The organism is Geothrix sp. (assembly GCF_049292215.1).
Classification (GTDB): Bacteria; Acidobacteriota; Holophagae; order Holophagales; family Holophagaceae; genus Geothrix.
This window is the reverse complement of record NZ_JBATQW010000071.1, coordinates 146,812-162,290: the sequence shown is the minus strand read 5'-3', so window position 1 is coordinate 162,290 and position 15,479 is coordinate 146,812. Positions and strand designations below refer to the sequence as shown.

General features: G+C 63.6%; 11 protein-coding genes. 6 read left to right on the top strand and 5 right to left on the bottom strand.

The window, feature by feature from the left end:
- Positions 1-732 precede the first annotated feature (732 nt).
- The 4 genes from WAS25_RS12955 to WAS25_RS12940 all read left to right on the top strand — a co-directional run bounded on the left by WAS25_RS12955 (position 733) and on the right by WAS25_RS12940 (position 5,902).
- A complete protein-coding gene (locus tag WAS25_RS12955) occupies positions 733-2,160 on the top strand; it encodes a hypothetical protein (protein WP_422312749.1) in 1,428 nt (475 codons plus the stop codon).
- Positions 2,161-2,163: 3 nt separating this feature from the next.
- The gene (locus WAS25_RS12950; RefSeq protein WP_422312747.1) at positions 2,164-4,695 is read left to right on the top strand and encodes a fused MFS/spermidine synthase; all 2,532 of its coding nucleotides are present in this window, start codon (positions 2,164-2,166) and stop codon (positions 4,693-4,695) included.
- A 159-nt stretch (positions 4,696-4,854) separates the two neighbouring features.
- The gene (locus WAS25_RS12945) at positions 4,855-5,322 is read left to right on the top strand and encodes a prepilin-type N-terminal cleavage/methylation domain-containing protein (RefSeq protein WP_422312745.1); all 468 of its coding nucleotides are present in this window, start codon (positions 4,855-4,857) and stop codon (positions 5,320-5,322) included.
- A 130-nt stretch (positions 5,323-5,452) separates the two neighbouring features.
- On the top strand, positions 5,453-5,902 hold the full coding sequence (locus WAS25_RS12940; RefSeq protein WP_422312743.1) for a type II secretion system protein: 450 nt from the start codon (positions 5,453-5,455) through the stop codon (positions 5,900-5,902).
- A gap of 351 nt (positions 5,903-6,253) precedes the next feature.
- Here WAS25_RS12940 and WAS25_RS12935 read toward each other — a convergent pair whose 3' ends face one another.
- From WAS25_RS12935 to pilB, 4 genes are all read right to left on the bottom strand, one after another.
- On the bottom strand, positions 6,254-6,670 hold the full coding sequence (locus tag WAS25_RS12935) for a prepilin-type N-terminal cleavage/methylation domain-containing protein (RefSeq protein WP_422312741.1): 417 nt from the start codon (positions 6,668-6,670) through the stop codon (positions 6,254-6,256).
- 49 nt (positions 6,671-6,719) lie between these two features.
- Positions 6,720-7,922: a type II secretion system F family protein gene (locus WAS25_RS12930; protein ID WP_422312739.1), complete on the bottom strand. Its 1,203-nt coding sequence runs from the start codon at positions 7,920-7,922 to the stop codon at positions 6,720-6,722.
- Between the two features lie 70 nt (positions 7,923-7,992).
- A complete protein-coding gene (locus WAS25_RS12925) occupies positions 7,993-9,153 on the bottom strand; it encodes a type IV pilus twitching motility protein PilT (protein ID WP_422312838.1) in 1,161 nt (386 codons plus the stop codon).
- 36 nt (positions 9,154-9,189) lie between these two features.
- On the bottom strand, positions 9,190-11,028 hold the full coding sequence (gene pilB / locus WAS25_RS12920; RefSeq protein ID WP_422312737.1) for a type IV-A pilus assembly ATPase PilB: 1,839 nt from the start codon (positions 11,026-11,028) through the stop codon (positions 9,190-9,192).
- A 79-nt stretch (positions 11,029-11,107) separates the two neighbouring features.
- Between pilB and WAS25_RS12915 the strand changes: the two genes are divergently transcribed.
- Positions 11,108-13,066: a hypothetical protein gene (locus WAS25_RS12915; protein WP_422312735.1), complete on the top strand. Its 1,959-nt coding sequence runs from the start codon at positions 11,108-11,110 to the stop codon at positions 13,064-13,066.
- A gap of 54 nt (positions 13,067-13,120) precedes the next feature.
- Positions 13,121-14,281 carry a GGDEF domain-containing protein gene (locus tag WAS25_RS12910; protein ID WP_422312733.1) on the top strand — a complete coding sequence of 387 codons (1,161 nt, stop codon included), beginning with the start codon at positions 13,121-13,123 and terminating at the stop codon, positions 14,279-14,281.
- Positions 14,282-14,287: 6 nt separating this feature from the next.
- Here WAS25_RS12910 and dnaJ read toward each other — a convergent pair whose 3' ends face one another.
- On the bottom strand, positions 14,288-15,451 hold the full coding sequence (gene dnaJ / locus WAS25_RS12905; protein ID WP_422312731.1) for a molecular chaperone DnaJ: 1,164 nt from the start codon (positions 15,449-15,451) through the stop codon (positions 14,288-14,290).
- Positions 15,452-15,479: the final 28 nt, after the last annotated feature.

The window sequence follows — 15,479 nt, the reverse complement described above, 5'->3', positions numbered from 1 at the left end:
CCCTACGGTCGTGCAGGGAGGCCCAGGCTTGGCTCCCTGGCAATCACCTGTGGCGGGCCCGGCACGGGTGTTGCTGGGCAAAATGCCTGGTGCGGATAGGATGATCACTTGCCCTTTCATGTTGTCCGTCAAGCACCTACGAGGTTCTGAATGAAGGCGAATACCACCCAGAAAGTGCTGTGGATGCTAGGTGTCCTTCTGGTCTGGGGCCTGGCATGGGCGCTGCTGGGAACCCGGGCGGCAGTCATCATCAAGGATCAGCCGCACCCATTCCTGGATGGCGTGAAACTCACCGGAGTCATGCTCAATGCAGTTCTCGTATGGGCTTTGACCGCCCTGGTGGTGAGCCTTGTCATCGGACTGATCACAGGATTCATTTCACTCGTCGGCATCGGTGAGCAGGATCCTTCGCATGTTTCATTCAGAAAGGGATGCCTGATTGGAGCGGCCACACTCTTCTGGTTTCACGGCGTGCTCTATTGCCTGGTTCCTGGAGCCCTGGCCACGCTGCCTTGGATCAAACACATGCCCATGGCACTCGCTATTTTGATCTTCCTGGGTGCCGGTGCAGGTCTCATGGCCCGAGCCGTGTGGACCGCCTCACGCAACCTTCGCTGGCCGAGACTATTCGGAATCCTGGCAGCACTCGTACTTCTCATCCTGGTGCCACACGATGTTTTCCGGCGGTTCATGCCCGGCCCCCCGGACCTTCCGACTCAAAAGCGGCGGCTGATGCTCGTCTCCTTCGATGCCCTCCGGCGGGACACCTTTGAACGCGCCATGCCGGAATGGAAGCTTTCCGAGGGCGTGACCTCGGTGTGTGCCCTGCCTGCGACCCGCATGACCTGGAACGTTCTCTTCGGCGCACCCGTCGAACGAATGCGCTTCTCGAAGGTCATGCCCTCCTGGCGTGAATTCCAGCAACCCGATGATTTGACGCTCCTCCGGACGGCCGAGCTCAGGGGAATCAGGACCGCATTCGTTATCGATGATTCCTTGACGCCGGCCTTCGGCCTGCAGCCCAACCTGTTCACCACCGTCCTGGAGCCCGAAGGGGGATGGAAATACTGGTTCACCCTCGGATTCGGAACCTGCTGGCCCGTGTATTCCTGGGCCCAGAACTACCTTTCTCCCGTGGAGACAAGCAACACCTGGAGTGACACGAACGCCTACTACCGGGACATTGGTCGGCAGTTAAAGAATCACAACTGGGTGTCCTCGCACAACTGCGAACTTCACGCCCCCATCATTCTCCGCTTCGAGGAGATCAGGGCCCTGTCGGGCTGGAAGTGGCTGTGGCGAAGCTCCTATTCCTACAAGCCCTATTCATCAGACTCGGAGCTTCGGCGGGATCAGGGTGCCCGAGTCGGTCCTCGAGCGAATGCCCAGCGCCACTTCGAGGCCCGATCGAAGTTCCTGCTCCAGCGCCTGAAGCCGTTCCTCGAGACCTGGGGCCGTGATTACCCGGAACTGTCTGGGCTGGTGACATCCGACCATGGAGAGACCTTCCCCGGAATCGTGAACGAGAAGAACGAGTTGCTGTCCACCTTCACGGGAATACATGGTTTCACGCTCGAACCTGAAGGCATCATCATCCCCATCCATGGGTTCGGCCGAACCACCTGGTCCTTCCAGCCCGAATCCGTCTATTCCTGGCTGGACCTCAGGGACAACATCCAGGCCTGGTTGATGAGCGAGGCCCCCTTGAAGCTTGCTCCCACCCAAGAAGGTCGGGTCATCCAGATGCCCACCATCAGGGCCATCCACTTGGAGCGCCAGCGTCAGGAAGCACTGAGCGCCAAGCGGGCAGAAGAGGCCAAATCTGCTGGTTCAGCTGTCTCGCTCGCCCCGCCCGCACAACCCGGGAAAGCCGGCATCAACCCAAAGGACATTCTTTCCTCGACCACCTTTCTCCCCAGCGGCATCTGGTTCTGCGAGGACACATCCAAGGAGACAGAGAAGAGGCTTCCTCTCTCCACGGCTCTGGTCCGCGGGAATCACATCATCACCTACAACCCCGAGGATGAGGGCGTGTACTACCGCGAGGACTGGAAGGGCTATGAGCGGACGGGGCGCTGGAAATCCAGTCGTGAGCAGATGGACCGGGATACGGCAGCCTTCGAGAAAGCCCATCAATTGCCCGACCCGCCAAAGGAATAGGTCATGGCCCACCTGCTTTCCAGGATCGAACTCCTGTTTCGCCATGCCCGACTGAAACGGGCTCTTCAGGTGCTTGGGCTCCTTTTCATCACCACCGGCTTTACGGGATTGCTGGCCGAGCAGAGCTTCGAGAAGCTCCTCTCCAGCCTTCTCGGGGCCAGCACCCCCGCCGCAGCCGTGGTGCTCGCCGTCTATTTCCTGGGGCTCACCCTCGGGGCGATGCTCTATCCCAGGATGACTTCCCGCGTCGGCAATCCATTGCGACTGTATGCGGCACTGGAACTCGCGATCGCCCTGTGGTCCCTGTTGCTTCTGCTCGGATCCGACCTGCTGGTGGCGGCGTTTGTGCCCCTGCTTCGTCTGGGAGTCGGGCATTTCTGGGTGCTCCAGTTCCTGCGAGGGTTGGTGGCCTGCATCTGGATCCTTCCCCCGACGCTGGCCATGGGCGCCACATTCCCCGCCATGGTCGAGGCCCTTCACCTGCTTCGGGTTCCCCAGCCCAGGCGGGCCATGTCGCGGTTCTATACTCTCAACCTGACGGGAGCGATACTTGGAGCCCTGGCCGGCCCCTATTTCATTTTCCAGAACTGGGGGCTCACAGGCGCCCTGGGATTGACCTTCCTGCTCGATGCGCTCGTGGCCATGGCGGCCTGGGGCTTGAGCCAGATCCGCTCCACCCTCCGCGAGAAGGCTGAACAGAACACGCTCAGCGACCAAACAGAGCCCTCCAGATCAGAGCCTCACTGGGCGCTTCTTGGGATCGCATTCGCCTCCGGCTTCCTGTTCTTCGGGCTCGAAGTGGTCTGGACCCACCTGATCTCCGCGGTGCTCGGCAACAGCATCTATGCCTTCGCCGCCATGCTGGCCCTGGTGCTCATCGGCCTGGGCATCGGTGGCGTCCTCTCTACCCTCCTGTTCAAGGACCGCCGGCCCGCCTCCGGTTCTTCGCTGGCGCTGCTCTTGCTCGTTGGGGGCCTTGCCTTGGCCTGGCAACACCGGCAGTGGTCGGAAGTCCCCATCGAATTCATCGTCTGGGGTTCAAACCTGACTTCCTTCAGACAGGGCGAGTTGTTGCGATGGGTTCAGGCCGGCAGGTTGCTGCTGCCCCCTGCGGTCGTGTTCGGCATGGTCTACCCAGCCTTATTCCGACTAGATCTTTTCTCAGGCGGCGGCCGAGCCGTGCTGGCTTCCCGGGTCGGAGCCGCCAATTCCATCGGATGCGTTCTCGGCGCCCTTATTTCAGGCTTCTACCTGATTCCTACCCTGGGCAGTGAAGGCAGCATGATGGCCTTCGGTTTCATGAGCGTCGTCGCCTCGCTGGTGCTGAGCCTTGTGTATGCCCAAGGTGGGGTCCGCTGGGTGCTGCTCGCGTCTGGCATCCTTCTCGGTGGAATGTGGGGCAATCAGCCTGCCTGGAATCGGCTATTGCTCACCTCCGGGGGACATGTCTACTTCCAGCCGGGTCATGTCACGCCGCAATCACGATTGCTCTACTTCGACGAAGACACGCTCGGCGGCATCACCACGGTCATAAGCACTCCAAATTCCCCCGACCCCAAAGGCCCCAGCACCCGGACTCTGCTGACCAACGGAAAGTTCCAGGCCAACGATTCGGGCGAAGTCCATGCTCAGACCGGATTCGCCATGGTGCCCTTCCTTCATACCCGCACCTTCGACGATGCCCTGGTCATTGGCCTGGGGTCGGGCCATTCTGCTGAGGTCATTCACCGCATGGGCTTCAGTCGGGTGGATATTGCGGAGATTGCGCCAGGCATCGTCGATGCGGCCCGGGTCATGTTCCCCCACATCAATGGCCGGGTGCTGGAACAGGCCAATGTGAATCTCATTCTGGAGGACGGCCGGAACCATCTGCTCCTGACGCGGCGCCAGTACGACTTGATCACCATGGAGATCAGCAGCGTCTGGTTCGCCGGCTCCACCAGCCTCTACTCCCGCGAGTTCTACCGGCTCGCCAAGGCCCGACTCAAACCTGGGGGGGTCTTCCAGCAGTGGATTCAGATCCACCATATCGGCAGCGAAGAGCTCGGCTCCGTGCTGAACACCCTTCATGATGTTTTTCCATTTGTCGAGTTCTGGATCGTGGGCGGCCAGGGCATCCTCATCGCCAGCGAAGCCGCGCTGACCCTTCAACCTGCGGCCTTCAAACGGGTCCTCGAGCGCAATCCCTGGAATGATCCGGAGCCGACCACCCTGCCGGTCCGGTTCGCAGGCCTGCTGGCCGGTCGCCTGCTCACAGCCCAGGAGGTGGACCACCTCCTGACCAGGGAGGTCTTCCCCCTCAATACGGACACCAACCGCTACCTGGAATACGCGACCCCCCGCTACAACCTGAGCCGCGAACCTCATGATCGGATCAACATTGCCCGGCTGGGACGGTTCGCCACCTTCCCTGGGTTCTCAGACCTGGGCCCACTTCCGGCAGCCCTTGGTCCCGTGTTCGATTCATTGACTCGGGAGAATCTGAGAACCCGATTCGGTCTTGACGGATCTCGTCCACCCGATCGGCCAAAGTGACGCAGCAGGTCAGTGCATCCTCTGAACAGCAGCCCCCAGTGCCTCAATAAACAGGACTTGGCTTGCTTCTCCATAGGCTTTCAACCATCATGAACCCACCTCACACCTTGGCACGAGACTTGAAGTAAGGTCTTTGGCCTTTTTCCTAAGGAGACGCCCATGAAGAAGCAGTCAGGCTTCACCCTCATCGAGCTCTTGCTCGTTCTTGCGATCATCGGCATCATCGCCGCCATCGCCATTCCCGCCCTGCTCGGTCAGCGCGAGAAGGCCAAGGCCAAGGCCGTTCAGAGCTTGGTAGCAAATGTTGCCTCAGAACTCTCCCGCGTAAATGATGACCTGCGTGAGACCACCGGCACGGCCCCTACGGCTACCGCAGTTGTCGCAGCCGTGCTCACGCTTTCCAATTACACCTATCCTGCCGCCAAGAATCCCTACGGTGGTTCGAACGACGCCTACGTTTCCGCTGCAGGTAACCCCGCCACGGACGGCCTCGTCAATCTTGAAGCGGTTGCTTCCTACGCCGATCCTGCCAACCCGGCCAAGACCTACCAGGCCGTCGTCATCACCGGCCGGTATCTGAGCGCTGGCTCTGCGGTCTACCCCAAGAAGGTCGTGGCTCTGGACTAGAACCCAGCCGAATTCAAAAGGCCCCCGGTTCACTCCCGGGGGCTTTTTTGAGCCTGCACTTTCAAAAATTCCGGCATGGCTGTTGCTCCATTTCCTTGTCTCGCGAAGGCGAACTCATCCTGGAGGATCCATGAAGCGTCAATCCGGTTTCACCCTCATCGAGCTGCTGCTCGTGCTTGCAATTATCGGCATCATCTCCGCCATCGCCGTCCCTGCCCTTCTCGGCCAGCGCGACAAGGCGAAGCAGAAGGCCACGGAAGCCACGGCGCAGGCGGTTGCCTCCGAGATCGCCTCCTCGGCCAAGCTCATGAACAACCCCACCCCGGCCGCTGTCATCGCCTATGTCACCGCCCTGCCGAACTTCACCTTCCCCAACTGCAAGAACGCCTACTCAAACACCGCCACGGCCCTGGTGGCGGGTAATGCGGCCGCTGACGGCGATGTCGGCATGCTGGCCGCCACCCAGAACGACATCAATGGCGACCCGCACAATGTGGTCATCGTGACCTACAAGCACCTGAAATCTGGGGCTCTTGGAAACGGAGCGGTCACCCAGCTCGCCCAGGTACCCGTCGAATAGCCATCCCCACCGGCAGAACCAGAACCCCCCGCCCTGGCGGGGGGTTCTGCGTACGACCGCCAGTGCGACGATCAGGAGAGCCCGACCACAGGATCAGCAGACCCCTCGCACCACCCAGCCACGGGGACACCCTCGGGAATCAGGGGGCCCGGCCGTGAGCCCCGAAAGGGCGCTCAGTGTTGGTCCTCAGAGTTGGGTGGATAGACGCCTACCCTCGGTTGCTGCAGCCCTGGGTGCCCTCGGTTGCTCCAGCCCCTGGGCGCCCATGACGCGCTCCGCCCTGCAGGCGACGCATTCAGGCAGGGCCATGCCCGGGATTCAGGTCCCGGGCACCTCGGATTAGCCGATCCATCAAGGGTAGAGTTGCTGCCCGGTCTGATTTGTCTGGAAGATCTTGGCGTTACCCTTCCCGGGGCGGTTGTCATTGATGGTCAGGTCGTAGGCCAAGCCTGTGCCGTCTACCGTCAGGGTGTAGGTCATGATGGTGGAGCCCTTGGGGCCGAAGAGGGGCGCCAAGTTGGTGCCGCTGACGGTGCCATCAGGGTTCCAGACCGTGACAGCCCCGGCGGGTCCGTAGAGGCCGGTGTCCGCTTTTCGGGTCTCCAGCATCATTTGCAGGGACTTGGTGTTCTGCTGGGCGTCGCCCACCAACTCGGCGCTCTTCTTCTGCCCGAGGTAGGAGGGGATTGCGATGGCACCGAGAATTCCGATGATGAGCACGACCAGGAGGATCTCGATGAAGCTGAAGCCTTGCGTCGTTCGTCGCATGGTGTCCTCCCAAACCCCAAAGGGATGCAATTCCCCGGCCAAGGGGCCTTCAGCTCTTGTCGAAGGCCGCCGCGAGGCCAAAGATCGGCATGTACATGGCCACCACGATGAAGCCCACGATGCCGCCCAACAGGGCGATCATGACGGGCTCCATCAGACTGGTCAGCGAGGCCACGGCATTGTCCACCTCGTCCTCGTAGAAGTCGGCCACCTTGGCCAGCATGGCATCCAGAGCGCCCGTGGCTTCGCCGACCCCCACCATCTGCACCACCATGGGGGGGAAGACCTTGGTCTCGGCCAGGGGAGTCGAGATGTTGCGCCCCTGCTCCACGGCATCCTTGGATTTGAGGATGGCGTTCTGGATCACCAAGTTGCCCGCGGTCTTGGCTGTGATGTCCATGCCCTCCAGGATGGGCACGCCGGAGCTGATGAGGGTGCCCAATGTGCGGCAGAATCGGGCCACCGCCACCTTCCGGAGTACATCTCCCAAAATAGGCAAATGCAGCAATAAAGTGTCAATCTGCAGGTGCCCAACGGAGGTTTGGTAGAACTGCCGTATCCCCACCACGATCAGAATGGTTGCCCCGATGAGGAGCCACCAGTAATTAATGATCGCATCCGAGATGGCAATGCAAACCGTGGTGGCATAGGGTAGCTTGCTGCCCAGACCCGCATACATGGCCGAGAACACGGGGATGACCTTCACCATGATCACGATCACCACGATGATGGCGATGCTGATGACGGCAATGGGGTAGGTCATGGCGCTCTTGACCTTGGCAGTGAGCTTCACGGATTTCTCGATATAGCCCGACAATCGCTGGAGGATGATGTCCAGGATGCCGCCGCTCTCGCCAGCGCCCACCATGTTCACAAAGAGGTCGTTGAAAGCCTTGGGGTGCTTGGACAGGGCCGCCTGGAGGGTGGAGCCCTTCTCCACATCGTCCCGAACGGACTCGATGATGCGCTGAAAGCCCTTGTGATCTTGCTGGGCCCCCAGAATCTCAAGGCACTGCACCAGGGGCAGGCCGGCGTCGATCATCACACTAAACTGCCGCGTGAAGATGGCCAAGGCCTTGGGTGGGACCTTCCCGAAGGACTTGCCACCCTCGGCAGCCATGACGCGGATGTTCATGACTTCGATGCCATTGCGCTTCAAGGTGGTGGCGGCAGCATCACGGGAATCGGAGACCAGGACACCTTCCTGGACTTCTCCCATTCGGTTCTTGCCTTTCCAAGCATAAGCGGGCATGCGGACCTCGGAGAGCGGCTGTGAACGGTGGTGCTTTCAGCATAGGCAGGAAAGCACCTGCAGAGAAGTCTTAGGTGTACTTGATGTTGGGATTACGCCCCCCCAGGGCCGGGCTGGCAGGCTGGGCGGGGGCGGCCGCCCTCCGGCCGCCGGCGGCATCCACGCCCACACCCCGGTTGATGAGCTCGCGCAGCTCGTCGGTGTTAGAGGAATAGTCGAAGGCCTGCTCCTGGCTGATCTCCTTGCGGATCACCAGGTCGGACAGACTCTGGTTGAAGGTCTGCATGCCGGACTTGCCCTGACCGGCCTGCATGACCCCATAGACCTGATGGATCTTGTCCTCACGAATGAGGTTCCGGATGGCGGAGTTGGGGATCATGATCTCAAGGGCCAAGGCCCGCCCCTTGCCGCTGGCCTTGGGGATGAGGCTCTGGCAGATGACGCCTTCGAGAACCAGGGAGAGCTGGGCGCGGATCTGGGGCTGCTGGTGGCTGGGGAACACGTCAATGATGCGGTTGATGGTCTGGACCGTGCTGCTGGTGTGCAGGGTGCCGAAGGTCAGGTGGCCCGTTTCGGCGATGGTCAGGGCCGACTCGATGGTCTCCAAGTCGCGCATTTCACCCACCAGCACCACATCGGGATCCTGGCGCAGGGCTGAGCGGAGGGCCTTCTTGAAGCTGTGGGTGTCGGCGTGGATCTCGCGCTGGTTCACCAGGGCCCGCTTGTGCTTATGAACGTATTCGACCGGGTCCTCGATGGTGAGGATGTGGAGGGGCTCCTCGGTGTTAATCTTGTCCACCATGGCGGCCAGGGTGGTGGACTTGCCGGAGCCAGTCACGCCGGTCACCAGCACCAGGCCCCGGGGTTTGCTGCACAACGCCTGGATGGAAGGGGGCAGGCCCAGCTGGTCGAAGCTGCGGATCTGCTCGGGGATGGTTCGGAACACGCCGGCGGTGGCACCCCGCTGATTGAACACGTTGGCGCGGAAGCGTGCAACCCCCTGAAGGCCGAAGGAGAAGTCCACCTCGTAGTCCTCCTCGAGGCGGTGCTTCTGCTGGTCCGTCATCACGCCATAGCACAGCCAGCGGGTCTGGGAGGCATCCATGGGGGGAAGCTTGAGCGGAACCATGCGGCCGTCAATGCGGATCTGGGGGGCCGACTCCGTCGTGATATGGAGATCCGTGCCCCCGTATTCCACCATCGTCTTCAGCAACTGCTGTAGGGGAGCCACGTAGTTGGCGCCAACTTCACTCATGATCCACCTCGCTTAAAGCACGGTTTCTCGGATGATCTCTTCGATGGTGGTGACACCGTCGAGGACTTTTCGGCAGCCCGAGCGGCGGAGGGTGATCATGCCCTCCTTCTGCCCCTGTTCCCGGATCTCGATGGCCGAGGCCCCCGTGAGGATCATGTCCTTAAGGGTCTCGGACATCTCCAGGACCTCATAGAGGCCCACGCGTCCCTTGTAGCCTCGCTTGTTGCAGGTCTCGCAGCCCACAGGCTTGTAAAAGGTGATGCCCTTCTGCACTTCCTCTGGCGTGAAGCCCACTTTGTAGAGGGCCTCTTCGGGCTGGTGGTGGGTGTCCACCACCTTGCAGTTGGCGCAGAGCCGGCGCACCAGGCGCTGGGCGCAGATGATGTTCACAGAGGTGGCCACGAGGAAGGGCTCCACCCCCATGTTCATGAGGCGGTTGATGGTGCTCGGGGCATCGTTCGTGTGCAGGGTGGAGAGTACCAGGTGCCCCGTAAGGCTCGCCTTGATTGCGATCTCGGCCGTCTCGAAGTCCCGGATCTCGCCCACCAGGATGATGTTGGGGTCCTGCCGGAGGAAGGAGCGCAGGGCGGCCGCGAAGTTCAGGCCGATTTGCTCCTTCATCTGCACCTGGTTAATGCCCGGGAAGTTGAACTCGACCGGATCCTCGGCCGTCATGATGTTCGTATCGACGGTGTTCAGCTTGGCGATGGAGGAGTACAGGGTGTTGGTCTTGCCCGAGCCCGTGGGTCCGGTCACTAGCACCATGCCATAGGGTTTGGAGATCTGGCGATCCCAGGCCACGAGGCTCTCCGGCTCGAAGCCCAGCTTGGTGAGGTCCAGCATGAGCTTGTCACTGTCCAGCAACCGCAGCACGATCTTTTCGCCGAACAGGGTCGGCAGGATGCTTACGCGGTAGTCGATGACCTTCTGCCGCCCCTGCATGTTGACGCGCAGCTTGATGCGGCCGTCCTGGGGCAGGCGCCTCTCGGCGATGTTTAGCTTGGCCAGAATCTTCACGCGGGATGTCAGCGGATCCTTCAGCTTGAGGTTAGGCCGCATCACCTCCATCAGAATGCCGTCAATGCGGAACCTGATCCGGTAGGTCTTCTCATAGGGCTCGATGTGGATGTCGGAAGCGCCCCGCTTGATGGCGTCGATGAGCACCATGTTGACGAGCTTAACAACCGGCGCATCCTCGCTGCCCCGCTTCAGGCTGTTGACGTTGACGCTGTCCCCGTCATCCTCGGCCGCATCGAACTCGGCATCGGCATCGAGTTCCTGCTCCAGCTCCGACAGGTCGAAATGTTCCTCCTCTTCACTGAAGGACTGGGCCGCTTCGGTCTCGGTGGGGCCGCTACCCAGGGGACCACTGCCGCTCGACGTGCTGCGGGCCTTCGTGCCGTCCGCCAGGCGCACGGCGCTGTTGCCCCCGTAGTATTTCTCCACGGCCCGGGCGAGGCCCATCTCGCTGGACACAACCGGATCCACGTTGTACCCGGTGTGGAACCGCACATCGTCCATGGCAAAGATGTCGGTCGGATCCGACATGGCCAGGGTCAGCACGTTCCCCGTGCGTTGCAGCGGCAGCACCTTGTGGCGCATGGCCAGGTCCCTTGGGATCAGGGCGATCACGCTGGCATCGATGGGTGGCCACTGCTCCAAGTCCGCAGCGGGGACGCCGTATTGCATGCCCAGGAAACTCACGATGTCCTGATCTGAGCAGAAGCCGGAGCGGACGACGATGCTCCCGAGCTTCCCGCCCTCCCGGCGCTGGATTTTCATGACCTCATCCAGCTGGGTGTCCGTGATGAGCTGGGCCTTGACGAGCATTTCCCCGAGCTTGCTGACCACTGGCTGCCTCCAGATTGGGGTGAAGCGATGGTATCACCACCAGCAGGTTCCGAAATCCTAACCATTGTATGCTTTTGCCATGTCATCCCCAGGTACCCAGCCCCAGCGACTGCTGCTGGCCCGGCAGCTGATCCGGGACAAGGGTCTGTCCAGAAGCGATCTGACCCTACTGGAGGACATCCTCCGGGAAGGGGCCAGGGACCTGGAACCCCTGGTCGAAGCGGCCCCCCAGCGGGCCGCGAGCAGCGAGGAGTCGCCGGCCCAGGCCGCCCTCCGCCGCAGCCTGGGCTACTTCCTGGCCTTCCTGCACACCTTCTCGCCCCGCCGCCTGGGGGAGGCCAGGAATGCCATGGGCCTGGTCATGCTGCACAGCCTCGGCCGCCTGGGTGACCAAGCCGAAGCCGCCCACCGCGAGCTGATGGTCGAGCAGCTGCAACCCGAGTGGGTCACCCAGCTGCTGGACCTGCTCGCCTCATTGCGGGCCATGTCCCTGGCTCCCTCCGAAGACGATGGGAACCTCCGCCAGATGTGGTCCTCCTTCCTGGCCGGGCACCGGGACGCCTTCCGCGACATCCTGGCCGCGCTCCAGAAGGTCGAGCCGGGCCCCGCCGCGGTCTCCCGGCTCAACACCCAGATGAAGGCCGTCAACCGGGCCATCCAGGGCCAGGGCCGCCTGGAGGAATCCCTCAGCCGCCTGGCCGAGCAGTTGGAGGCCTGCATTCCCGCCGAGATCCACGCGCGGGTGGAGCCCCTGCTGCTGCTCGAGCATGTGGTGTCGAACCTTCGCCTCAGCCTGGTGCGCCCGCTGGACCGGGGCATCCACTGGCCGGCCGTGGAGCAGGTCCGGGGCAGCCTGCGCTGGCTCTGGGACCACCTGGGCTGGTCCCTCCCGCGCATGGACGCGGAACTGTTCCGGGACAGCATGCCGCCCGAGCTGCGCCGCCTCCTCCAGCAGATCCGGCGGAGCGACCGCCCGGCCTTCTCCGTGGTGGCCCGCGCCCTGGCCAGCCACATCTCGCTGCTGGGCCTCCTCGAGTCCCTCGAATCCGCCACCAGTGCCGGCCTGCGCGAACGCTACGCGGCGGTCCCCACCTTCCTGGTGCTGGAATCGGAGCTGGGACGCCTGGCGGAACGGTCCTATGAGCCCGCCCGGGGTGAGCTGCTGGATCCCTCCCGTCCTGAGACGCACCGCCTGCGCGCCTTCCTCCGGCAGGCCGTGCTCAGCCTCCAGCAGGACCAGGGCACCCTCCGCAGCCTCCTCCAGCAGGCGCTGACCGGGCAGGATGCGGACCAGCTCGCCCAGACCCTCGACAACCTGAGGGGCCTCCTCATCAACCACCAGAAGCAGCTCATGGGTGAGCTGGTGGGAATCTTCTCCCCCGATGTGCAGCACCGCCTCTTCCCGGAATCGCCCAGCATGATGGAGGAAGGCGAGCGGCTCCGCCTGCGCATCCAGCGGCTCTGGGAACAGGTGCCCCCCCTCCACGGCCAGCTGCAGCTCCACCTGGAACTCCAGGACTGGCCCCGGCTGGCCCTGGGTCTGTCCCATACCTACCGCCACCTGCTGGCCTTCCGGCGCAGCCCCGAGTTCCCCCTCATGCGGCGCCCCGACCGGGAGGAGGCTGAGCGCCTGATCCAAGAGCTCGGTGCCCTGCTCGAGTCGCCCCGGGATGTTCCCCAGGCCCTCCGGGACGGCATGGACCTGCTGGGCGAGCTGTTGCGGTTCCTGGAGCTCTTCCTCCTCCGCATCAACGCCCGGGTTCCCCTCATCCGCCAGGACCTGGACGTGGCCCAGGAGGCCCTCGATCTCATCACGGAGCTGCGGGAGAGTCCTTCCGGCACAGATCGGACCCGACTCTCCCACAAGCTCATCCAGACCTCCAAGCGGCTGGGTGTGCGGGACTCGCAGTGCCTGGCCCTGCTCAAGCGCTGGGTCAGGGCCGAGCGGAGCCAGCGCGAGGCCTCGCCTCTGGCTCTGGACCAGTTGGCGGCCCATTTGCGACAGCTGGCCCTTCGCCTCGAGGCCGCGCTCGGCTGAGCAGTCTTATCCGGACCAGCTCCCCGGTCGAAGAGTTGGTCATCTGGGAGTCCCATGCCCCGCATCCACTGGTTGGAAGTCCATCCCTCCGCGGCGGGGAATGCGCTTCGTGCGGCCTTCAAGGCCTGGGGGGACGAGGTGCAGGATGGCCCAGGACCTGGCTCCCTGGTGCTGGTGGCCGAGCACCCGGATGCCCGCCTGATCCCTCCCGAGGGCACCGAGATCCTCTGGTGGGTGGAGCAGGCGGATCCTGAGGAAGTGAGCGCGGTGCTGAACCTCCGCCCGGGCTGGGTGCTGCTCCAGAACCGCCCGCTGGAAGCCGCCCGGGAGGCCCTGCACCACCTGTGCCAGCGGGACCTGGGCAGCGAGGGGTGGCTGCGCCAGATGATCCACCTGGCCTCCCTGGACGAACTCCTCCGTCTGGCCCTGGCCCGGGCCATCCGCCTATCAGGCGCCGAAGGGGGCGCTATCTGGCTCCGGCGGGACGACACCTTCTACCAACGGGTGGGCGACAGCACCTTCACAGAGGCCCCCCTGCCCCGCCACGAGGCCGCCGAACTCGTCCGCAGAGGCGAAGCCTTTCTCCTGGGCCCTTCCGAGCAGCTTGGCATCCTGCGGCTGGCGGGTCCGAAAGAGCGGCCTGATCGGTTCCTCCGAGGCTTCGACGACATGGAGCCCCTGCTACTCAGCGCCTGGCAGCTCGAAGAGAGCCGCGCCCTCTCCTTCAAGGACGACCTCACGGTGGCCCAGAACCGGCGCTGCCTGGAGGCAGAGCTGCCCCAGGCGGTGCGCTCGGCCGCCGCCAAGGCGGAGCCCCTGGCCCTGCTCTTCCTCGACGTCGATGACCTCAAGCGCGTGAACACCACCCACGGCCATCCGGTGGGCAGCCTCCTGCTGGAGTCCGTGGCCATCACCGCCCAGCGCCTCTGTCGCGCTCATGATCGCCTCTACCGCTACGGCGGAGACGAGTTCTGCATCCTCATGCCCGGCACCACCGCCCAGGGTGCCCGGAAGCTGGGGGAACGCCTGCTCCAAGTCCTCCAGGAACATCCGCTGGACCTGGGCCGCGACCAGCTCGCCGTGTCCCTCAGTGCAGGCGTGGCCGCCTACCCCGAGCACGCCGATGGGGCCGGCCGACTGATCGAACAAGCGGACCACGCCCTGTTGCGGGCCAAGCAGGAGGGCAAGGGGCGCGTGATGGTGGCGCGGCAGTAGGAGCTGCTACTTGCGCTTCTTCTTGCCGCCCTTCTCCGAGCCGAACACCTTGGCGAGGAATCCCTCCTCCTCACCCGCTTCGGTCTCGCCCTCAAGGCTGCGGCGGAGCTGCTCGACCAGCTGCCGCTGTTCGGCCGTCAAGGACTTCGGCACGGCCACCCGGAGGTGTAGGTAGAGATCCCCTCGGCCGCTGCCCTGTAGACGAGGAACCCCCGCGTTCACCAGCTTCACCACATGGTCGGCCGGGGTGCCCGCAGCCAGCTTGACCTTGTCGGGGCCGTAGGGCGTCTCCACCTCGAGCGTCCCCCCTGTGACCAGCAGAGGCCAGTGAATCTCGAGCCGCCGGTGCAGGTCGCTGCCATCGCGTTCGTAGCGTGCATCCGGTTCCACGTCGAAGACCACGTAGAGGTCGCCGGTGCGGCCCCCGAACCGTCCCGACTCGCCCTGATTCTGGAGCCGGAGCCTGGTACCCCGGTCCACGCCAGCGGGGACCTTGAAGCTGACCTTGGACTTCCGGTGGACGCGGCCCTCGCCGTGGCAGGTGCGGCAGGGTTTGGGGATGATCCGCCCACGCCCCTCGCACCGGGGACAGGGGGCCAGCATCTGGAAGAAGCCCTGGCGCACCGCCACCTGCCCCGCGCCGCGGCACTGGGGGCAGGTCTCGGCCCGCGTGCCGGTCTCGCACCCCGAGCCGTGGCAAGTGTCGCAGGCCTCGAGGCGGGGGATGGAAAGCTCCACGGCCTCCTTCCCGAAGATGGCGTCCTGGAAGCTGAGCTTGAGGTTGTATTGCAGGTCAGATCCGCGCTCCTCGCCCGTGGCGCGGCGTCGGCCACCGCCACCGAAGAGGTCCCCGAAGAGCCCGCCGCCAAAGAAGCTGCCCAGGATGTCCTCGAAATCTGCGAACTGGCTCGGGTCGAACTGGAACTGCTGGCCACCCCCGCCGGCGCCGCCCAGCCCCGCGTGGCCGAACTGGTCGTAGGCCTTCCGTTTTTCGGCGTCAGACAGCACGCTGTAGGCCTCGGCGGCCTCCTTGAACTTCTCCTCCGCCTCCTTGTTGCCCGGATTGCGGTCGGGATGCAGTTCCATGGCCAGCTTGCGGTAGGCCTTCTTCAGCTCATCCGCGCCAGCCTCTTTGGTGACACCCAGTACGTCGTAGTAGTCGCGCTTCATCGTCCCATCCTGACGCTCCAGGATAGCC